17 protein-coding genes are annotated in these 21,644 nt (G+C 36.8%); 11 read left to right on the top strand and 6 right to left on the bottom strand.

The annotated features are described in order from the left end of the window. Nucleotides 1-2: 2 nt before the first annotated feature. The 3 genes from WC623_RS22920 to WC623_RS22910 all read right to left on the bottom strand — a co-directional run bounded on the left by WC623_RS22920 (nt 3) and on the right by WC623_RS22910 (nt 4,664). Nucleotides 3-2,042 carry a BatA domain-containing protein gene (locus WC623_RS22920; RefSeq protein WP_372855556.1) on the bottom strand — a complete coding sequence of 680 codons (2,040 nt, stop codon included), beginning with the start codon at nt 2,040-2,042 and terminating at the stop codon, nt 3-5. A 21-nt stretch (nt 2,043-2,063) separates the two neighbouring features. Then, nucleotides 2,064-3,641, bottom strand: a complete 1,578-nt coding sequence (locus tag WC623_RS22915; RefSeq protein WP_372855554.1) for a L,D-transpeptidase family protein — start codon at nt 3,639-3,641, stop codon at nt 2,064-2,066. Nucleotides 3,642-3,725: 84 nt separating this feature from the next. Next, the gene (locus WC623_RS22910; RefSeq protein WP_372855552.1) at nt 3,726-4,664 is read right to left on the bottom strand and encodes a hypothetical protein; all 939 of its coding nucleotides are present in this window, start codon (nt 4,662-4,664) and stop codon (nt 3,726-3,728) included. Between the two features lie 542 nt (nt 4,665-5,206). On the opposite strand from WC623_RS22910, the gene hisG reads away from it, so the two are divergent. From hisG to WC623_RS22860, 10 genes are all read left to right on the top strand, one after another. Continuing rightward, nucleotides 5,207-6,058, top strand: coding sequence for an ATP phosphoribosyltransferase (gene hisG / locus WC623_RS22905; protein ID WP_349788132.1), 852 nt, complete (start codon nt 5,207-5,209; stop codon nt 6,056-6,058). Nucleotides 6,059-6,150: 92 nt separating this feature from the next. Beyond that, on the top strand, nt 6,151-7,440 hold the full coding sequence (gene hisD / locus WC623_RS22900) for a histidinol dehydrogenase (RefSeq protein WP_372855550.1): 1,290 nt from the start codon (nt 6,151-6,153) through the stop codon (nt 7,438-7,440). A gap of 54 nt (nt 7,441-7,494) precedes the next feature. After that, entirely contained in the window at nt 7,495-8,553 is a 1,059-nt protein-coding gene (gene hisC, locus WC623_RS22895; protein ID WP_372855548.1) for a histidinol-phosphate transaminase, read from the top strand. Nucleotides 8,554-8,577: 24 nt separating this feature from the next. After that, nucleotides 8,578-9,711, top strand: a complete 1,134-nt coding sequence (gene hisB, locus WC623_RS22890; protein ID WP_372855546.1) for a bifunctional histidinol-phosphatase/imidazoleglycerol-phosphate dehydratase HisB — start codon at nt 8,578-8,580, stop codon at nt 9,709-9,711. Beyond that, nucleotides 9,711-10,304, top strand: a complete 594-nt coding sequence (hisH, locus tag WC623_RS22885) for an imidazole glycerol phosphate synthase subunit HisH (protein ID WP_372855544.1) — start codon at nt 9,711-9,713, stop codon at nt 10,302-10,304. The genes hisB and hisH overlap by 1 nt, the downstream gene beginning before the upstream one ends. Nucleotide 10,305: 1 nt before the next feature. Then, complete coding sequence (gene hisA / locus WC623_RS22880) at nt 10,306-11,055, top strand: 1-(5-phosphoribosyl)-5-[(5-phosphoribosylamino)methylideneamino]imidazole-4-carboxamide isomerase (RefSeq protein ID WP_372855542.1); 750 nt, start codon at nt 10,306-10,308, stop codon at nt 11,053-11,055. Nucleotides 11,056-11,059: 4 nt separating this feature from the next. After that, nucleotides 11,060-11,815 carry an imidazole glycerol phosphate synthase subunit HisF gene (gene hisF / locus WC623_RS22875; protein WP_372855540.1) on the top strand — a complete coding sequence of 252 codons (756 nt, stop codon included), beginning with the start codon at nt 11,060-11,062 and terminating at the stop codon, nt 11,813-11,815. A 2-nt stretch (nt 11,816-11,817) separates the two neighbouring features. Further along, nucleotides 11,818-12,330 (top strand): GNAT family N-acetyltransferase, encoded by a 513-nt coding sequence (locus WC623_RS22870; protein ID WP_372855538.1) that lies wholly within the window; start codon nt 11,818-11,820, stop codon nt 12,328-12,330. Further along, nucleotides 12,321-12,911: a bifunctional phosphoribosyl-AMP cyclohydrolase/phosphoribosyl-ATP diphosphatase HisIE gene (gene hisIE / locus WC623_RS22865; RefSeq protein ID WP_372855536.1), complete on the top strand. Its 591-nt coding sequence runs from the start codon at nt 12,321-12,323 to the stop codon at nt 12,909-12,911. Before WC623_RS22870 ends, hisIE begins: the two co-directional genes overlap by 10 nt. 2 nt (nt 12,912-12,913) lie before the next feature. After that, complete coding sequence (locus WC623_RS22860; protein ID WP_372855534.1) at nt 12,914-13,813, top strand: WD40 repeat domain-containing protein; 900 nt, start codon at nt 12,914-12,916, stop codon at nt 13,811-13,813. A 6-nt stretch (nt 13,814-13,819) separates the two neighbouring features. Here WC623_RS22860 and WC623_RS22855 read toward each other — a convergent pair whose 3' ends face one another. Both WC623_RS22855 and WC623_RS22850 read right to left on the bottom strand, forming a co-directional pair. After that, complete coding sequence (locus WC623_RS22855) at nt 13,820-19,744, bottom strand: carboxypeptidase-like regulatory domain-containing protein (protein ID WP_372855532.1); 5,925 nt, start codon at nt 19,742-19,744, stop codon at nt 13,820-13,822. A gap of 103 nt (nt 19,745-19,847) precedes the next feature. Beyond that, nucleotides 19,848-20,630: an NlpC/P60 family protein gene (locus WC623_RS22850; RefSeq protein ID WP_372855530.1), complete on the bottom strand. Its 783-nt coding sequence runs from the start codon at nt 20,628-20,630 to the stop codon at nt 19,848-19,850. Nucleotides 20,631-20,750: 120 nt separating this feature from the next. On the opposite strand from WC623_RS22850, the gene WC623_RS22845 reads away from it, so the two are divergent. Then, the gene (locus WC623_RS22845; protein WP_372855528.1) at nt 20,751-21,206 is read left to right on the top strand and encodes a universal stress protein; all 456 of its coding nucleotides are present in this window, start codon (nt 20,751-20,753) and stop codon (nt 21,204-21,206) included. Between the two features lie 50 nt (nt 21,207-21,256). On the opposite strand, the gene WC623_RS22840 is transcribed toward WC623_RS22845, so the two are convergent. Then, nucleotides 21,257-21,607, bottom strand: a complete 351-nt coding sequence (locus WC623_RS22840; RefSeq protein ID WP_372855526.1) for a 4Fe-4S dicluster domain-containing protein — start codon at nt 21,605-21,607, stop codon at nt 21,257-21,259. Nucleotides 21,608-21,644 lie beyond the last annotated feature (37 nt).

The raw sequence follows: 21,644 nt of genomic DNA, 5'->3' as shown, positions 1-21,644 counted from the left end.
GTCTATATATTTTTTGAAAGTTTAAAAAATCTGATCAGTCCTATTTCAATGGCAAGAAAAACAACAGCTAAAATTAGGCAAAGTTTCCATAACTCGCTGCTCTTATTTTTTAACTCCACATTCATAGATAAAGCGTCTTTTTTAGAATTGTAAAACGCTATATTTTGTTTGCCAAATAAGGCTTTAATTTCATTTTCATTAGCATAATGCATATCCGATTCCAATCGGTCATCATTAAAAGCCACAACCGATAATAGCTCATCTGCTTTTTTTAAATCGTAAAACCCAGCTCTTTTTACCTGATCGGCTACATATAATAAAGTCTTGCCTGGTGTTTGTCTGACTTCAGGAATCACTTCAAAGTCTTCAGATACCAATTTTAAAGTTTGATTACCGGAAAGACTGATCCGCTCACTTTCCAGCAAGTTATCTTTCCCAGTTGTATAATACAATTGTTGTTCTTTAGTACTTGCAAAAGCTATTTTAAACATTAAGGGTACAAAAACCGGATGTAATGCCATGTTGCCATCTTTATCACTCAATGAACTGGCTGATAAATAGATTTTACCTGCTCCAATATTGTATCTGGCAAACAAAAACCTGTTAAGTGGCAGTTTAAGGATATTCTCTTTATTACTTGAATTTCGTTCAGCATAACTGAAATACCTGTTCACAACAGGAAGATCAATGTTTTGAGGCACCTGTTCAAATACATCATTAAAAATAGAGTGTTTTAAGTCGATGGTACTTGCAATAGCAGGGCCTATATTTAATTGCTGGACTCCTGGTAATGACAAACTGGTTAAAAACGAGGTAAAATTTGCAGCATTGACATCCAGATCAGGGAAAACAACGACTGAACCTCCATTTTCAACATATAGTTTAAGTTGTTGGGCTAATCCAGAAGAAGGCTCCTTTAAACTATTCAAAACAATCAGACTATAATCTTCAAAAGCCGAATATCTGATATTCGACTCTGGCATTTCCGTAAGTTTAAAATAAGGATCTGCAGAGAAAAGTGATCGAATATACTTCTCTGAGGGGTTACTGCTAATACTGAGTACATTCAAATCCTGAGCTACTTTAAAACTAAAGTTCAGCTGATCATCGAAAGTAAGTGGAAAATCTTTAATCGTAATAGTTGCTTTTTGCCAGCCTCCTTTTAGTCCGCTAAACGACAAAGTATCTTTTAATGTTTTTCCCGCAGCAATTTTTACATTACTTATTGCTTTTTGCTGTTTATTGATGGTTAATTGTAATGGAATATCTGAAGCATCCTCCTCACTATAATTACGTAACTGTACGACAAATTGTTCAGGCTGATTTGGTAAGTGAACCGGAGAAATACTCCAAACACTATCAACCGATATATTTGGCAAGCTGTTGGCATTTAATTTTATGAATGAATAGTCTATTGATTCATTTTTCTTTATCGGTTGTTTTCCTACAAAAGTTTGTTGAAAATCTGAGATCAGATAAGTTGCTTCATTTTTATTCGCTGAGGCATCTGTTTCGATACGGTTCATTACCTGTTGCAAAGATCTTGCAGCTGTAGATATTTTTATACCATCCAGCATACTGATCAGTTCCTCTTTATTTACTACCTGCTGATGCTTACCCTCAAAATCATTCGTAACTAATCTGAACTGATCTGTCAGTGAGTACGAATTTACAATTTCCTTTGCCTTACGTTTTGCTTCTTCCAGCAGGCTACCCTCTTTATTAAGGCTTTCCATACTGTATGAGTTGTCAATATATATGCTGACCAGGCTACCTGAAGCATTATTAATACTTTGATTTGAAGATGGGATAAATGGCCTGGCAAAAGCCAATACCAAAAAGATGATAGCCAAAGTTCTACTCAACAATATGAGCAGGTGTTTTAACTTTTCTCTGGATGAATTTTGTTCTTTAACTGCTGACAGGAACTGTACATTACTGAAATAAACTTTTTTAAATTTCCTGAAATTGAACAGGTGTATTACAATAGGAATTGCTATTGCCAACAGCGCAAAAAGAAAACCTGGATATAGGAAATTCATTAAAAAACAAAGTTAGCAATTTTACATGAATTTCTTCATGGCTGCGTACAAAGTTTCATCTAAACCGTAAACGTCTGCTCTATATTGTATTACTCCATTTTTAGACCATGCAGTAACATAATTGATGATAAGTGGAATTGGTTTTTTGGGGCCAAACCACTTAGGTTTTAACTGAAAAATATTTACGGTATCTGCCTTTTTCGCTAGCTTTTTCCTGTAGACCTCCATTTTGGTAGTATCAAGTGGTGGCAAGCTTACCTCCATTCTCAACTGATCATACTGATACTTGTCTTTTACCATCCTCTCAGCAAATTCCAGGGGTTTTTCTACGCGAACACAACCATGGCTGATCGCTCTATTTCCTCGCGCAAATCCACTTTTATTATTGGTATCATGTAAATATATGCTAGAACCATTGTCGAATATAAACTTAAACTTACCCAGTGCATTACCCTCACCCGATCCTTGTTTAAATTGAAAGGGAAGCTTTTCACGAGAATATTTATTCCATTGAATGGTATCCGGATCCATTACCTGCTTACCTTTATAATAGACTTTAATATTATTATTGGAAAGGTAATAAGGGTCTCTTACTGCCTGCCAGTATATTTCACTACGAGCAATACTAACCGGAATATTCCAGATTGGATTTACCTGTATTGAATTCAGTTTGCTATACAATATTGGGGTTTCATGGTTTTTAGGTTTATCATCCAGACTACCCGATTTTGCATACAGCTTTAATTTATCCGAATAATTAGCTTCGCGGACTGCACCTACACAAACCTTCATGTGACTTAGCGTATCTTGTTTATCAAACCAGGTCAATGAAAAATCCGGAATGTTTACCTCCACATATTCTTCACCAAGATCGGGCAATTTCCACCTCAATCTTTCCATGTTCACTTTTAAAGTTTTTAAGGCTTCATCATCCCCTTTACCAGTTCGTTTCTTTTTGAGCATTGCACTTTGCAGCTCACGGTAACTTTCTGAGGCCGGCTGTATATCATGAAGTAATTTCGTCAAATCTTCTGTTGCCAGAACGGCAGTGATGCTTAAACTGTCAGGTCTTTTAACAGGCACATAGTATCGGGAAAGAAGTTTACGTGGATTTAAACTACCGTAATAAATGAAATTATTGTATTTGATCAGGCTCTCTGCCGCATTCAGTTCCAGATCTGCCACTACAGGATAAACTTCGGATATCGATTTGAAGTCATTCGCAGACAATTGTGCCATCAGTGTTTTCAATTTTTTAAAATTAAATACCTGTGGATTAAAACCATGCTCTTCACTTCTGCTGATATAATTTTCAAGTGAATCCAATCCTCCATTGGCAAAATATTTATTTACCAATCTTGGCTCACCATTGTTTTGTAAATAAAAGGCTACAACGGTATTTGGGTTAGAAAAACCGCCTTTAAGAGAATCCAGGTGTTTTTTAAAAATGACATTGTATTCTGCAGTATCAAACTTTTTATAAAGCTTATTGTTAAAATGCTCGGCTAACATCAGGCCCACTTCTGGAGTTTCTTTAAACCAATTACAAGCATTAAATGTTAAACAAAAAGGGATTAGAAAAAGTAGGACTCTTTTCAAAATAATAGGATTGAAATGCAAAAATAACGTAATTTAGTATTATCATTTGCCTTTAATCAAATTAAGTGCCAAGAAGCAAAAATATTACTTAATACCCTGTTTCTTCATTTCCTTTTTAGTAAGCTCTTTTTTTAGGACTTCTGCAGGTAGTAAAACACCATACTCCTTTCTAGATTCCAGAATAACGTTTGGATCTTCTACAGTAGCAAAGCGTGGAGTTATAAAACCATATAAACTTTTAGAATTCTGAAGCGTTCTGGAGGGGTCTATCTCTGTCGACTTCAGGTATGTCAACATAAGTGAAATACCAAATCCACTTTTAGTTGTTCCCTTACTATTTAGCCCTAATACTGAACCTGGAAAAACAGTTTGACCCTTTTGCACAGCAAAACTGCCTTTTTTAAACCCTTTATAAGTAGCAAGTGTGCCATCTGCATGCTCTATCATCAAGTCATTACTTTTGCTACTGTAAGCTACATCAGCAACTTTATCGGTATCATGCGAATCCCTAATTTCTACTACAATCCCTTTCCTCACTGCTGTAACTGTATCCTGAGTCTTACTGTAAAAACGGTAAGCCTTCCAGTCAGCCGGGGTAGCATTACCAAAGTATTTAGCTCCAACAAATCCAGATTCCGAAACCATCACTTTTGTTCCTGCTTTATATGGCAAAGCATAAATAAAATCAGCATTGTACTTTGGATCAAGCTTCCCTCTGATATATCTGGATGTATAAGAATAGCCTATACCTTGCCCCTCATTTTTTGGCTTCAGGGATAATATATTTCCAGAGTACCCTTTAATCGTCAATTCCTGATCATTAGAAGCATCAGTATTTGTCAATTCCCGGAATTTAATGAGAACGGTAAGTGTGCCAGGCTCATCCTTCTCAAATGAAATATCTACACTTTTATCGTTGTTTACCTTAGATGTAATCTTAACCGGACTTTCTTGTGCATTTACGCTCAATACTCCAAGACACATAGAAAAGATTAGAGCAGCTAATATTATTTTATTGATCATTTTAAAAGCATTAATGTATTGTGCAACATTACTAATAAAAATACTTAAAAGCTATATTTCATTTGAGATTCAACATACATTCTGCAGCGCAGACTATTAAATTCACTGAGATACTTAAACTTAATTAATAATGACAAGGTGACAATAGTATTTAAACTATATAAACGACCCTGTTATCACCCTGTTTAGACCCTGTTTGCACCCTGTTTAGATATAGTTAAACTTAGATTCGAATTTGACTATGTCTTGAACTAATTTGACTATTGTTGTTTGGATTTACTTACTAAAACCAAGATCCTGGCAGCAATTATCTACTAATTTTGTATATTTTATTTGGATTTGCCATTTCAATCCCTATATTTGCAGCTCCTCATAATGCTAGCCATTGTTGATAAGGAACTTAAGATATTATATGAAACACCTTTTGAACCATCATTTACATTTGCACCATCGCCAATTGGCGATGTATATGTAATGTTTTGTACTTCAAAACTTGTTTCCGAAATATTTTCTTGTTCAATCAATAATTCTAAAAGCACTAAGTGAAAACACTAAAAATTGCTATCCAAAAATCGGGTAGGTTAAACGAAAAATCAGTAGAAATTCTTAAAAATTGCGGTTTATCATTTGAAAACTACAAAAGTTCATTAATATCAACAGTTACAAATTTCCCTTTGGAAATTCTATTTCTGAGAGATGATGATATTCCTGAGTATGTGCAAGACGGAATTGCCGACTTAGGTATTGTTGGTGAAAACGTAATTGTTGAAGCTGGCGCTAAAGTTACTTACCTGCAAAAACTAGGTTTTGGTAAGTGTACTTTGAAAATTGCCATTCCTAACGAAAGTAACATCACTGAAGTTGCTCAGTTAAGCGGTAAAGCAATTGCTACTTCTTATCCTGTAATCCTTGAAAAGTACCTGAAAGAAAATAATGTAAATGCTGAGGTGAGAATGATTTCAGGATCAGTTGAAATTGGACCAGGACTTGGACTAAGTGATGCGATTTGCGACATCGTTTCTACAGGTGGTACATTAAAAAATAATGGACTAAAACCTTTCTCGGAAGTCATGAAATCTGAAGCGATACTGATTGGAAAAGAAGGTTCAGATTTACTTCCGGAAGTTCAGGAATTGCTACAACGGATCCGTTCGGTTATGCGTGCAAAAGAAACCAAATACGTAGTGCTTAACGTTGCAAAAACCAACCTAAAAAAAATAGTAGATTTATTACCAGGAGTGAAAAGTCCGACCGTAGTCCCTTTGTTTGATGAAGACTGGGTTGCTGTGCATTCGGTAATTGCAGAATATGATTTCTGGGAAAAAATCAATAGCCTAAAAGCTGCCGGTGCCGAAGGTATTGTAGTGATGCCTATTGAAAAAATCATTGCTTAAAAAAACGGTATTTTTCTTTAAAATGCAGACCATTTTATAGGAAAATCGGCAAAACAACCATTAACTATTAGTTAAACTAAAAATATAAAACATTGAAAATCTACAGATATAACGATTTAACTAAACAAGAGATTGAATCAATCTGTTTGCGACAGCTGGAAGACGACATAACCATTGGAGAAAGGGTACAAAGCATTGTAAACCGAGTAAAATCGGAAGGTGATGAGGCCTTATTTGACTATGCGCTTACGTTCGACAAGATTCAACTTGAACAGCTTTTCATAGAAAAAGCCGAGATAAGAAGTATTGCCGAAACAATACCTGCTGAGGCAAAATCTGCAATTGATACCGCTTACCGGAACATCAAAGCTTTCCATGCAAGTCAACAATACAGGGAAGATAAAATAGAGACCATGCCCGGTGTTACCTGTTGGCGAGAAACACGCGCAATAGAGCGTGTAGGACTTTATATTCCGGGAGGAACGGCAGTTCTACCTAGTACATTTTTAATGCTTGGCATACCTGCTGTATTAGCCGGATGCAAAGAGATCGTGGTATGTTCTCCACCTCAAAAAGACGGAAAAACCAATTGCTATTTAGCGTATGTTGCCGTGTTACTCGGCATTGAAAAAATATACATGGTTGGCGGTGCACAAGCAGTTGCTGCAATGGCTTACGGAACAGAAAGCGTACCTAAGGTTTATAAGATCTTTGGACCTGGAAACCGTTATGTAACGCAGGCTAAACAACTGGTACAATCTGCTGCAGGTACTGCAATCGACATGCCTGCCGGTCCATCAGAGGTTTTGGTACTCGCAGACGAGACTGCCAATTCGTCATATATTGCATCCGACCTTCTCGCTCAAGCTGAACATGGCACTGATAGTCAGACCATTTTAGTAGCCACTTCCAGTAAAATCATAGATGATACTTTAATCGAAATCGAAGCTCAATTGAACAGATTATCTAGAAAAGACATTGCAGAAAGGGCCATTTCAAACTCCTATGCAGTGCTTGTAGATAGCCTGGAACAGGGTATGGAATTCAGTAATACTTATGCTCCTGAGCATTTAATCCTATCATCAGATCGATTTGAACAATTGATTCCGTTGATCAGTAATGCAGGTTCTGTTTTCCTTGGAAACCTTACACCTGAAAGTGCGGGAGATTATGCTTCAGGAACAAATCATACACTTCCTACCAGTGGTTTTGCAAAAGCATATTCAGGAGTATCAATGGATTCTTTCGTTAAAAAAATCACCTTTCAGCACATCACGCCAAGGGGATTAAGAAACATAGGAAATACGGTTGAGGTACTAGCAGAAGCGGAAGGCTTGGACGCTCATAAAAATGCAGTAAGCATTCGTTTAAAAATGATTTAGTAAAATCGTTATACCGACTCGTTCCGGTATGACGATAGCCATAAAAATATTGCAATGGACATTAACAAATTACAAAGAGAAAACATCAAAAACCTTCGCCCCTACTCTACTGCAAGGGACGAATATAAAGGGCAAGCCAGCATATTTCTGGACGCCAATGAAAACAGCTATGGTTCTCCACTTAATCCGGGCACTACAGCTGACAAGAATTACAACAGATACCCTGATCCACTTCAACTGGATTTAAAGGATGCTATTGGAAAAATTAAGGGCGTGCCTATCGAAAATACTTTCCTGGGAAATGGTAGCGATGAAGCAATTGATTTACTGTTTCGCGCTTTCTGCGAACCAGGGCAAGACAACGTGATTATCCTCCCTCCAACTTATGGGATGTATGAAGTTTCAGCAAGCATTAACAATGTTGAAGTTCGCAAAATAAACCTGCTTCCAAACTTTCAGTTAGACCTGGATGGCATCGCTGAAGCGATCGATAAAAACACCAAATTAATCTTCATCTGCTCTCCAAATAATCCTACAGGGAATTCCATTATCCGTACAGATATTGAAACTATACTCGCCAACTTTAATGGTCTTGTGGTTATCGATGAAGCATATATCAATTATGCGAAACAACGCACTTTTATTCAGGAGCTAACGGAATATCCGAATCTGGTTATTTTGCAAACTTTCTCGAAGGCATGGGGACTCGCTGCACTTCGTTTAGGGATGGCCTTTGCCGCAAGACCAGTTATTGATGTCTTAAACAAGGTAAAACCTCCATACAACATCAACCAGGCCACACAGGATATCGCTTTAGCTGCCTTACAAAATATAGAGTTGGTAAATGACTGGATAAAGAGCACTGTTACAGAAAGAGAAAACCTGAGCAATGCACTCTCTGCCCTTCCAATGGTTAAAAAGGTATATCCTTCGGATGCTAACTTTATACTAATTGAGGTAGAAGATGCGTTAAACACATACAACTCATTGGTAGACGAAGGTATCATCATCAGAGACCGCTCTAAAGTCACATTATGCGAGGGATGTCTGCGTATAACGATAGGAACCCCAGAAGAAAACAAAACACTCTTAGAAACGCTAAAAACACTTTAAAAAACCAACAACCTTAACCATAAAATGAAGAAAGTATTATTTATAGATAGAGATGGAACCCTGATCACTGAGCCTGAGGACGAGCAGATTGATTCGTTTGCGAAGCTTGAGTTTTATCCGAAATCATTATTTTATCTTGCCAAAATAGCTAAGGAGCTGGATTTTGATCTGGTAATGGTAACCAATCAGGATGGTTTAGGGACGGATTCACATCCAGAGGAAAACTTCTGGCCTGTGCATAATTTCATTTTAAAAACATTTGCAAGTGAAGGCGTGGAATTCAGTGAAGTCATCATTGACAAAACCTTTGCACACGAAAATGCCCTTACCCGCAAACCAAATACTGGTCTGCTGCAACATTTTTTGGCTGAGGGATATGACCTGAAAAACTCTTTTGTAATCGGCGACCGCATTAACGATGTGATTCTTGCGAAAAATTTAGGTGCTAAAGCCATCTGGTTACGTAATAATGATCTTTTAGGTGCTAATGAAGTACTGGAAAAAGCGGATACACTTGGCGACGTAATCGCCTTGCAAACACAGGACTGGGTAGATATTTATACTTTTTTACGCGCAGGAAGTCGAGTAGTATCTCATGAACGTAATACCAATGAAACCAAAATCAGTATTCATATTGATCTTGATGGCACAGGCAAAGCTGATATTCATACCGGATTGAACTTTTTTGATCATATGCTTGATCAAATTGCCCGTCATGGTAGCATCGACCTGAAAATAAAAACTGTTGGCGACCTGCATATCGACGAACACCATACTATTGAAGATACTGGAATTGCACTTGGTGAAGCATTTGCCAAAGCAATAGGAAACAAATTAGGTTTAGAGCGTTATGGCTTCTGTCTACCTATGGACGATTGTCTGGCACAAGCAGCGATTGACTTTGGTGGTCGCGCTTGGATCGTTTGGGATGCTGATTTTAAACGTGAAAAGGTAGGTGATATGCCAACAGAAATGTTCTATCACTTTTTTAAATCCTTTAGTGATGCTGCAAAATGCAACCTGAATATTAAAGCTGAAGGAGACAACGAGCATCATAAAATCGAAGCTATTTTTAAGGCTTTTGCTAAAGCTATTAAGGTGGCGATTAAACGTGATCCGGATAAATTGGTCTTACCAAGTACTAAGGGAGTATTGTAATGATTGGGATTGTAAACTACGGAGCAGGCAACATCTTTTCGCTGACATCAGCACTGGAAAGACTGAACATTGCTTATGGCATGGTTAACACAGAACCTGACCTGGACAAATATACCCACATCATCATTCCTGGTGTAGGTCATGCCGGTGCGGCCATGAATAAACTGGAACAAACGGGATTAGTTGCGCCTATCAAAGCATTGAAAAAACCAGTGTTAGGCATTTGTGTAGGAATGCAGCTACTTACAGAACACTCAGAAGAGGGAAATGCAACTTTAATGGGCATTGTTCCCATAAAAACAAGGTTATTCGATAAGAACCAGGGGATTAAAATTCCACATATGGGCTGGAATAATATTGAGCACAAAAACAATTCGTTGTTTCAAGGAATTGAAAGCGGTACACAATTTTACTTTGTGCATTCGTACTTTATTGAATATAACGCTACTTTTGACATCGCGACTGCAAACTATGGTATGCCATTTTCTGCAGCTGTACAAATAAATAATTTCTACGGCGTTCAGTTCCACCCAGAGAAATCTGGTACAGCCGGAGAGCTTTTATTAAAAAATTTTTCAAACTTAAAACAGTAAAATGTACATTATTCCTGCAATTGATATTTTAGATGGAAAGGTTGTTCGCCTAACAGAAGGTGACTATAACAAGAAAACAGTTTATGATGTTTCCATCGCTGAAATGATAGAGACCTACCGGTCTAATGGCACAGAGTTTATACATATCATTGACTTAAACGGCGCTAAAGGTGACTTCAGTAATCAAAAAGAGCTATTTGAAGTTATCAAAAAAACTGACATGCGCGTTCAATATGGTGGTGGTATCCGTACCATAAAACAGGTTACTGACTTACTAGATGCTGGAATTCACCGCGTTATTGTAGGCACCCAGGCCATTACCAATCCTGACTTTTTACAGGAATTGAGTACTGAAGTGGGCAAAAAATATGATTACGCTAACCGTATCGTGATTGCTATTGATGTGTTAGATGAAGTAATCAAGTATTCTGGATGGATGGAAAGTTCTCCAATAAAACTGATGGATTATGTTGATAAATGTTTACAGTTGGGCTTTTTCCGTTTCTTATGTACCGACATCAATAAGGATGGTAAATTAGGGGGAGCAGCAATGGATTTATACAAAAAATTGCTTGAGCACTCTCCTTTCATCAAATTGATCGCTTCTGGTGGTGTTAGTTCAATGGCTGATATAGAAGAATTGTCCACATTAGACATTCGTTCTGTAGTAGTTGGTAAAGCTATCTATGAGAATAGAATCACAATAGAAGAGATTAAAGATTGGAATTTAAAGCAAATGACTTCTCTTTAAGCGCATGTTGAGTAAACGTATTATTCCTTGTCTGGATGTAAAAGATGGGCGTACGGTTAAAGGTGTAAACTTTGTTGACCTGAAAGATGCAGGAGATCCGGTTGAACTTGCCTGGCAATATGCACAGCAAGGTGCTGATGAACTGGTTTTCCTGGACATCACTGCTACACATGAACGCCGCGGAACAACCATTGAAATGGTTAAATCTGTAGCACGACAACTCAATATCCCTTTTACAATTGGTGGAGGTATTACCTCGGTTGCTGACGCTGAAGCTTTACTGAATTCAGGAGCGGACAAAATCAGCATTAATTCCGCAGCTGTAAGAAACCCACAGTTGATTGAAGATCTGGCCAAAGCTTTTGGGGTACAATTTGTAGTAGTTGCAGTTGATACTAAATTGGTTGACGGTCGGAATATGGTACATTTAAACGGTGGCAGGTTGATTACAGAATTGCAAACAGAAGATTGGATTCTTAAAGCTGAGAGTCTGGGTGCTGGAGAAATACTGCTCACCTCTATGGATCATGATGGGACAAAAAACGGTTTCGACTGCCTGTTATTGGATAAGGTTGCCCGTTCTATCAACATCCCGGTTATCGCCTCTGGTGGAGCTGGTAAAATAGAACACTTTTCGGAAGTCTTTTTGCAAACAGGTGTGGATGCAGCTCTGGCAGCTTCAGTTTTTCACTTTGGTGAAATTCCAATTCCTGTTTTAAAAGAAGAATTAAAAAAACAAAATATCCCTGTAAGACTTTAAATATGGAAATAGCATTATCCTCAGAAAGGCTGATTTTAAAGCAAATGAACATTACTGACGCTCAGGACATGTTTATTTTAAACAGTGATCCTGAAGTGATTCAGTATACAGGAGATGTGATGTTCACGAGTGTTGAGGATGCTTTAAATCTGCTTAAAAACTATGATCAGTATACAAAATATAAAATGGGCAGACTGAGCCTGTTTGATAAGATTACTGGGGAATATATTGGTTGGTGTGGATTAAAATATCTGGAAGAGCGTGATCAGGTTGATATTGGTTATCGCCTGCTGAAAAACCATTGGGGTAAAGGTTATGCTACTGAAGCTGCACGGGTTTGTTTAGACTATGGCTTCAATACATTAAATCTTGAAGAAATAATTGGCACAGCTATGTTAGAGAATCCTGCTTCAATAAATGTGTTCAAGAAGCTAGGAATGAAATATGACACTGATGAACCTTGTGGTGGTAAGCCTGGGGTCATTTATAAGATCAAAAAATCAGAATGGAAATAGATTTCGAAAAAACACAGGGTTTGGTTCCTGTTATTATACAGGATGAACAAACCCTGGAAGTTTTAATGCTGGGCTATATGAACCAGGAGGCCTGGGAGAAAACACAGGCTGAGGGTAAAGTTACCTTCTTTTCGCGCAGCAAAAACCGCTTGTGGACTAAAGGCGAAGAAAGTGGGAACTTCCTTTTTGTAAAGGAAACGCATATTGACTGCGATAAGGATACAATTTTAATAAAGGCTTCGCCTGTTGGTCCAACTTGTCATACAGGCTCTCGCAGCTGCTTTAAAACAGATTACAATCAAAACTTCATTTTTGAATTGGAGCAGATTATCAAAAGCAGATACGAAAATCCTTCTGAAGAATCGTATGTAAATAAACTACGGAAAAAAGGGTTAAATAAAATCGCACAAAAAGTTGGTGAAGAGGGTGTAGAAACGGTTATTGCAGCACTAAATGAAACTGATGTTGACTTTGTCAATGAAAGTTCTGACTTGATATTCCACTTGCTGGTATTGTTAAGGGAAAAAGGAAAAACACTTGCTGATATAGGATTAAATCTGGAAAGCAGACACAAAAAATAAATATGATCACACACCTCCATACCCTTAGTGGCCATCAGAACCCCATTTATGCTTTAGCTAATTCCAATAAGATTAATGCTTTTTTTAGTGCTGGTAATGATAAGGGTGTGGTAGAATGGTCTTTAGACACCATGTCTTTTGTCAAAGTGATATTACCTGTACAAAGCTCCGTGTACGCTTTACATACTCATAACGACTTACTTTTTGTTGCCCAAAGAAGTGGAATGATACTCGTTTATGATTTATCGGAACAGAAAGTGAAGGCAACATTGAACTATCACCAAAAAGGTGTTTTCGACATAAAAACCATTGCTTATAAAAACGAAATCATTAGTACAGGAGAAGATGGAAATATTGCGGTTTGGTCTTTAACTGACTTTACTTTACTATATCATTTCCCCGTTATACAGAACACGGTACGTACCATTGCACTTAGCAAAGATGATAAAGAAGTGGCCTTAGGTTGTAAAGATGGTATCATCAGAGTTTATAATTCAGAAGATTATGAACTCATCAAAGAATTACAAGGGCACAAATTTGCTGTCACAGCTGTACAATACTCGCCAGACGGCACTTACCTTATTTCTGGAAGCAGAGATGCACAATTGAAAGTATGGAACTTGCCAGATTATAGTTTAAAAGAAAATATACCAGCACACATGTTTAGTGTTTATTCCGTGGTATTTCATCCTACACTGCCCTATTTTGCTACTTGTAGCCAGGATAAAAGCATAAAATTGTGGGACAGTGAAAACTTTAAGCTTTACAAAATATTGAGCCTGGAGAAAAATACTCCAGGCCATTTTCATTCCATTAACAAGATGATTTGGAGCAGTGATGGCAAATACCTCATCTCTACTGGTGATGACAGACAAGTAATGGTATGGGAGTTTACCCCATAGCATTACTTATTTAATCGATACTCTTTTCATCTCTTCTCTTCCATAAAACACAGGAAAGTACATCATTTCAGCTTTAGCCGGATTAAGTATGTAATTACCAGAGTACCTTGGCATCAACTGTACATTAAAAGTATAATCCCCTTTCTTTAGCTTGCTGCAAAATATCGTTGTTTTGTGTTTAAAGTATTCTCTATGTGTCTCTACACCCCAAAAATTTTGCATTTTGTTTTCATATGAACAGCCCGCAGGAATTGGGATCTCTATCATCACATAGTCTGCATCAGCACGCACATTAACAACTACTTTTAAATTAGTCACAGTACCTGCTTTTAGTTTTTTAACAGCTGTTCCATTTTGTTCAAATGATGTTACTACACTGAAGTCCTTATCCACTTTTACAGGCTTAGGATTGTTGAATTGCTGATAGGCAGTGAAGTAAACCGGAGCATCTCCTTTCTTATTTACGCTTAATGCAGTAGCATCAACTACCTTATCAAATGGAAACACAGTTACTGTTTCTGTCTTGTTCAACACCAGTGATGCTGGCTGAAACTTTTTACCTGGTGCTGCCATCAGATCAGGCAAAATGGTTTGTAGTATTAAAGAAGATTCGTAAATATTGCGCCATTTGCCATCTTTACGTTGCTCTAAAAAGTAACGCTGAATACCATCTAGTTCAGTTGTATACCCTCCGTTAGCCTTTAGAATCTGATAAGCCAGTAAAGTATTCTGAATACTATTGTCCCAGAATCTCCAACCAGCTTCCCCCCAATAAATGTTACCAAACATGGTTTCATTTTTTAAGCTAAGCAACCATTTCATATCTACCGGCATTCCTGCTTTTTGTTTCAATTGCATTAGTAGCAGTTTTTCATACAGGGGTTGATCTGCGATAACTGTCACTCTTGAATCTGCTTTTCTTTCCAGCCTATTTCTTTCTTCCAACACTATCCTTTTCTTCTCAACAGCAGTAATCCAATCGTTTATATAATACTTTTCATCCAGAATACTTAACAAGCGGATTCCATATACCTGATCAAATCCTTTCTCCTGCGCCATCTTACTTAAAAGGTAGCGGTATAGCTTATCTCTATCCAGCTCTACCTTATAGCCATGCTTCTGAGCGTCTATCAATGCTTCAACCACATGCAAACTAATCCAAAGTTCCTCAGAACTGTTTTGCCACCATCCCCAGGTACCTTCCGGACGTTTACTATTTTGCAGCTTTTTAAGGATCTCCTTAATGTTCTTTTCTTCCTTGAACGTTTCTCCAAGATACTTTCTAACTGATTTTTCTAACAATAGTGCTTTTAACTTAGAAGCCAATTGCTCATTACATAAATACTCGTAATTGCGAATTTTCTCAATCTCATCTAACAAAATTGGGAATAAAGAAGATTCAGCTCTAAGCTTTACCTTACCCAAACCGGCATCGAATTGATAGTTGATTGTAGTATCACGTGTCAAAGCATTAAAGAAACCTTTCGTTTCCGTTACTCCAGCCTGTAACAATGGAATTTTACGGACTTCACCATCGAAATATCCATTGTCCTGTTTCATGGTATACTCAAACTTAAGGCTATCTGTAATATTCAAATGATCAGGATGCATTTTAAATCCAGCCCCCTTAGCAACAATGGTCACCGTATCAATTTTAGCATTTTTAAAACTCAGCTTACTGTTTAGCAACTCTGCATCGTTATAAAGAAACTTCCTGGTTACCGTCTCCTCCAGATTGCTATAATTCATCAACTTGCCTATTACATTAATGCTATCGCCAGCTAAAGCAAAAGTTGGAGACACAAAATTAGCGCTTAGCGTTTTGAACGACTTGATATTTGTTTGTGTACTTCCAGTTTGTTTACGACCATTCATGGCAATTAGCTGGGTATTCCAGTTGGTGATATCATCCGGGAATTTCACTGTAAAAGAAGCTTTTCCAGATGCATCCGTTAACAACTTAGGTTGCCAAATGGCATAATCAGAGAAGTTAGTCCGCATGGCCCCCTGCTGCTGAACCAACTCACCACTTGGTAATGTTATGGCACTACCTCCTTTAGTCTTAATTATAATGACCCCATTAGCAGCTCTGGCACCATAAATAGCAGTTGCATCGGCACCTTTTAGAATCTCAACTGAAGCAATCATTTGAGGATCTAACTTATCTACATTACCACTATAAGGTAAGCCATCAACAATGTACAGAGGTTTGTCATTATTTGCAGAATTTGCACCCCTGATCATAATGTTCATATTTGGAGCTGGGGCTCCTCCAACATTTATTCCTGCTAGCTTGCCAGTCGACATAAACTCATAAACTTTGGCATCTTCAGCCATTACCTGTACAGAACCTGTAAGACTTTTCTTTTGCATGGTACCATAGCCAACAACAACAACCTCATTTAAAAGAGAAGTAGCTTCATCGAGTTTAATTACACCTATATCCCCATTTGTGATCGGAAGCTCTACCGATTCATAACCTATAAAGGACACTGTAATTTTACCTCGTTTTGGAACCTTAATACTAAAATGCCCACCAGCATTTGTCATTACTGCATGACTTATTCCTTTTAACTTTATAATGGCTCCTATTACCGGTTCCTTACTAGTTGCATCTATAATCCGCCCAGTCATTGTCCCTGTTAAAATGGTGGAATCAAAATGTTTATCATTAATGTTCTCAAGAATGGTTCTTTCTGCATCTATCATACTACCATTAGAGCCAGTGCGCACGGATTTAATCTTTTCATCAATATTCCTGCTTAAATTATCAGCAGATTTGATCTTCATCCCTTTCCACTCAAAATAGTTAGTACCGCCCCCCTTAATAGTCATCTTTTCAACTACAAAGTACCTGTTATCTTTAAACAAATAAATAACACGGTAATCACTTGGTTCCAATGCATTAAAATAACCTACATTACCTGGGTAGATCTGAATAAAATCAGCTTCTTCATGTTTATAAATAATGATATTCTTCAGGTATGGCATATGGTTGGAAATAGAAGTATCCAGCTTCATAACCAATTTACCATTATTCTGATTGTACCTTCTATTCTGATTGAATAGCATAGTTGTACTACTTCTTAGGTCTAGATATTCATTCCAAATACTATCTGTCTCTTCTTTTTTTAATGGATATTGCTTGTAATCATCTGCACCAGCCCCATTTAATATGGTATTAAAACCGTAAGGTGTAGTATATGATTTCTGTTTAAGTAAACCTGGCAAAAAAGTATAAGTATAGCCCGGCTCTTTAATAAAATTGAGCTTAATATGATCTGAATTAAACTCCAGCAGATTCTCTGAAAGAGGACCTACCAACAAACTATTACTTGTATTATTTGAGTTGATATATCTTTGATTTTGGCTAAGTCTCGCAGTAGGCATAGTAGAACCTAAAAGATTCAATAGATGTGTATTATCCCCTGCTTTTATAGTTGTTTTGTTTCCATTAAAATTATCTTCAATCCGGATTAGATGTTTTGTTAAATAAGCTGCATCTTCAGCACTGAGTTCATTATTCGAGACTTTAACTTTTGCTTTTGTATTCAATACATCAGCGGCAACACTCAATATAGTTTTTTTCCCTTTTACAAGGCTATATGATGGAAGATCTATAGTATATCCTGCTGTACGCATACTAATATGATGCTCTCCAGCAGGAAGCCTGAAAGCATATCGCTGAATTTGATTAGTCTGACTAAAATATACTGGAATCCAATCTATGTAAAGCACGTGAATTGGAACAATTGCACCATTTTTGACTACAAATGGAGCAATAACAGCATTTTCAGATTCATCAGAATCTTCTTGTATAGTGTATAATTCTTTAGCCTGAGTAAATTTATAATACTCAATAGTATCGAGTTTTAATTCTTTACCCCATTTATCCCAAATAAGCTTCATTTGACCTGATAACCTCAATTCATCAGCTTCAAATTGAGGCTTCTGTTTGCGTTCATAAAATGGTTTATTAAACCATGGAATGTTCACCTGATACCCATTTTTAAACTTAGTCGTGTATGCTAATGCTGAAACGTCTGTTCCAGCTACAGGTTTGTCGTTGATATCTGTAACCTTTACCTGCATATTTACAGTCTGACCGGGATAAACCAAATCTGGAGCTAATAATTTAACATTTAATGAGTTAGGAGAAAAAAACGCACTCCTCTCAATATTCTGTTCCTCTTCTCCCCACAAGTAGTTCAATTTTATATGTGCGGCTTTGGTGCCGTTATGTCTAACTACGGTATCGAGACTACTCCCATATCCTCTAAAAAGGATATTATTCCCTGAAAAAACAGTGTACCAAAAAGGAACCTTGTGAACATTATTTACAGCAATAATTAATGAATCTTTACTTTGTCTGGCTGACATATTTAATTCTGGTCGGAGATCGTCAAAATCAATATATTTCATATAACCATCAGCAGTTTCAACCTTATAACGATCCAGTTTATAGTTCATCTTAATTTTTGCTGGCAACTCAACTATTATAGAATCTTCTTCATTACTAAAAGAATAAATAGACTTCAAGACAGCCCTTTGCTTGATAGATTTCTCTTTTACCAGGTAATCAATGAACAGACTATCTTTTACAAATTCAGTCTTAATTTCCTGATCTTTCCTCGAAAACCTCAAATTCTTATATGCTGTTTTATGCTCATTATTGCTATTTAAAAAGCTAAAAGACATAGAGAAACTAAGGTCGGCCTTAGGGAATATACTATCTGGTAATACCATTTTTGTTTCACCCACAGGGTCTAGTACAACACTGGTTTTCCATAAGGTGTCTTTTATGAAAACATGAGGACCATAATACTTTGATGATGAATTAGTAGTCATAACTACTTCTACGCGGCCGTCTGGTACAGTCAGCTCATTTTCATCAGTAGCTTTCATAAACACGGTAACAGGATTGCCAGGATTATGTTCTTCTTTATCTGTTCTAACGTTAAAACTTATTGATTTTAGTTCATAGTCCTCATACCTAAATTGTCCTTTATATACATCTGCCCAACCCTCTTTTTCAGGTTCTTTTAATGCAATACTATAACTACGGTCTAAAGTTAATTTTAGACTATCTGCCAATACAAAACTGTATTCATAGCCACCCTCATGATATGGATTTAAAGTTGTCAATACAGTTCCCGGAACATTTCCATTTCTTTGCAATTCTACCCTAAGTGGTTTATTCTTTAATGCTTTTCCATTTGCATAAACCAGATAAGCCTTAAATTTAACCGTATCTAAAGGTCTGTACATAGGCTTATTAAAAACCATGTAGCCAGAATATTTTGGTTTAACTACTTTCCCTCTTTGTTGCGGTTTCGGACTAAATATTTTTTTAAAAAATGAAGACTTTCTTGCCGGCCTATATGGTCTGTAAACATCCTGCTCTTCATAATTGAAATAATTATTTACTCCATTGTGATTCACTGCGATCACAGCTAACTTCTTTGCTGATGGAGCTACATATAATTTAGCCTGTTGATTGTACTTTACAATTTTACCTTTTCCAATTTTTACGGATGCATCAGAAACCTCATTTCCTTTCAGATCTGTTACTGTAAATTGAAAATCTTTTCTATTATTTATAAACTGAAGATTTACGTTATTCTCTGCCAGTAGTCTGTATAACAGTTCATTTTTAACTGCTTTTACTTCCAAATAATTACCAAAGGGCAGCTTTCTAGGATAAACGTTGCTTTTTACATTATAAAATGAATCAACTAACGTATGCAAGAAACTATCATCGAGAGAAGATGTAGTTTTAGTTGTCGATGCAATAGAAAAAGCCTCTTTATCAGTTAACTTATAGATATAAGTGTAAGAACCTGCTGTACGGCTATTGGTCAACCTCTTCTGGGCAAAAGTAGCAGTTGTGGTTAATAGAATTATTAGAACAGAGCGTAAAAGATGCTTCATATAAATGTATTTGTAATATAGATGCAAATAATTGTCGATTCCATAAAACTAATACATTTTAAATAAGATGGTATCTATTTAGCTTTTTTTAACAATACTATATTTAGCCAAATCTCTTAATAATCCTAAGTTTATGTGTATAGCGACCTAGTTCTGTATTATAAATCCCTTGATTATCAATAGGGTCAATCCTAACACGTCCTGAAGCATGAATAATTTCACTTGCATTCAACATGATACCTACATGAATAATACGCCCCTCATCATTATCAAAAAAAGCCAGGTCTCCAGCTTTTGCCTCAGGTAAAAAATCAACCGTAGTCCCCTGTTCTCCTTGCTGACGTGCATCACGGAGTATCTTAATGCCATTTAATTTGAACACTACCTGAGTAAGTCCTGAACAGTCAATTCCGAATAATGTTTTTCCTCCCCATAAGTAAGGGGCATTTTTAAAAAACATGGCGGTATCCACTACTTTATCAATTTCAGGAGCTAAAGCTGGTTGTTTAGGGATAAAGCCTACTTCAAAGCATTCATCTCCTAAGTAACAATATCCATTTGAATATAAAGGCAGATTACTTCCTGCAGGAATATAATATTTACTTCCATCGGCAGCTATGATTTCATTGATAGCTTGTGCCGGTGCCAAGAAACATTTTTCATTACATTTTGCGTACTGTTCAGCAGTTAATAAAGCAATCTGTTTTGGATCCAACCATCCTTCGTAGTTATCGTAGGCATTTCTGATCTTCCACCACTTATCAGTTTTTTCAATTATTTCTACATGATCACCAAATAATAACTGAGACATAATCTCTGCTTTATCTGACTGATCTGCCCTTATTGGTGAGACAGCAACTCTGCAAATACCGTATTGTTGTTCCATAATAATAAAATCAATGGTATAAAATTAAACTTTTATGGGCTTAATTCGTTATTTTTATATAGAACATTTATTATTAGCATTAATAGATCAAGCGAATAATTACACTTTTAAACTAACGACATGAACCTTAAAAAGATTTTAATTGCTGTAGACAATAGTACCTGCTCAGAAAAAGCAGCTAAAACAGGATATGAAGTTGCAAAAACATTTGGTGCAGAGGTAGCACTAGTAAATATTATTGAACCTATACCGGCCAATATCAATCCTGATTTAACACTGGCACCTGTTTTTTTAGAATCGTATGATAACAGTGAAGAAAACAGTCATGTACTTTTAAAAGAAATAGAGGCCAAATACAGTCTTGGGATACCAACCACTTACCTCAGTGTAATTGACAGTGCTGCACATGGAATTATTAAGCAATCTGACGAGTGGGGCTCTAACCTAATTGTAATCGGCACTTATGGTCGTACAGGAATTTATCATTTTCTTATGGGGAGTGTAGCCGAACACGTAGCAAGAAAATCTGCATGTCCGGTATTAATTGTACCTAACAAATATGAGGACAAATCATAAAAAAGCCAGTCCTTTATCAAGACTGGCTTTCACAAGTTAATATTTTGAGCTTAGTTTTCCTGATGTAACCAGGCTTTTTTAGCTAGTAATTCCTCTTCTGTTTCACGAACATCTTCATCATCTACACAACAATCTACAGGACATACCGCTGCGCATTGAGGTTCATCATGAAAACCTTTACACTCTGTACATTTATCGGAAACGATATAGTAAACTTCGTCAGATCCTGCTTCCTGAGCAGCTTCCGCATCCATTTCCTTACCTCCAAAATCAATAATACCATTTAAATTGGTACCATCTGAAAATCTCCAGGCTGTGCCTGCATCGTAAATTGCATTATTTGGGCATTCAGGCTCACATGCTCCGCAGTTAATGCATTCGTCTGTTATTTTAATAGCCATGTCTTCGTCTATATCTATTGCTAAGATTACCTTTGCA

Origin of the sequence: Pedobacter sp., from assembly GCF_041645105.1 — a bacterium.
In the GTDB taxonomy this organism is placed as follows: Bacteria; Bacteroidota; Bacteroidia; order Sphingobacteriales; family Sphingobacteriaceae; genus Pedobacter.
The sequence above is the reverse complement of the archived record's forward strand: the minus strand, read 5'-3'. Positions and strand labels throughout refer to the sequence as shown.

Coding starts and splice junctions, on each gene's coding strand:
- WC623_RS22840 (WP_372855526.1), bottom strand. CDS start 21,607: ATGGCTATTAAAATAACAGACGAATGCATTAACTGCGGAGCATGTGAG.
- hisB (WP_372855546.1), top strand. CDS start 8,578: ATGAAGAAAGTATTATTTATAGATAGAGATGGAACCCTGATCACTGAG.
- WC623_RS22850 (WP_372855530.1), bottom strand. CDS start 20,630: ATGGAACAACAATACGGTATTTGCAGAGTTGCTGTCTCACCAATAAGG.
- WC623_RS22870 (WP_372855538.1), top strand. CDS start 11,818: ATGGAAATAGCATTATCCTCAGAAAGGCTGATTTTAAAGCAAATGAAC.
- hisH (WP_372855544.1), top strand. CDS start 9,711: ATGATTGGGATTGTAAACTACGGAGCAGGCAACATCTTTTCGCTGACA.
- WC623_RS22860 (WP_372855534.1), top strand. CDS start 12,914: ATGATCACACACCTCCATACCCTTAGTGGCCATCAGAACCCCATTTAT.
- hisF (WP_372855540.1), top strand. CDS start 11,060: ATGTTGAGTAAACGTATTATTCCTTGTCTGGATGTAAAAGATGGGCGT.
- hisIE (WP_372855536.1), top strand. CDS start 12,321: ATGGAAATAGATTTCGAAAAAACACAGGGTTTGGTTCCTGTTATTATA.
- WC623_RS22920 (WP_372855556.1), bottom strand. CDS start 2,042: ATGAATTTCCTATATCCAGGTTTTCTTTTTGCGCTGTTGGCAATAGCA.
- hisC (WP_372855548.1), top strand. CDS start 7,495: ATGGACATTAACAAATTACAAAGAGAAAACATCAAAAACCTTCGCCCC.
- WC623_RS22845 (WP_372855528.1), top strand. CDS start 20,751: ATGAACCTTAAAAAGATTTTAATTGCTGTAGACAATAGTACCTGCTCA.
- hisA (WP_372855542.1), top strand. CDS start 10,306: ATGTACATTATTCCTGCAATTGATATTTTAGATGGAAAGGTTGTTCGC.
- WC623_RS22855 (WP_372855532.1), bottom strand. CDS start 19,744: ATGAAGCATCTTTTACGCTCTGTTCTAATAATTCTATTAACCACAACT.
- WC623_RS22910 (WP_372855552.1), bottom strand. CDS start 4,664: ATGATCAATAAAATAATATTAGCTGCTCTAATCTTTTCTATGTGTCTT.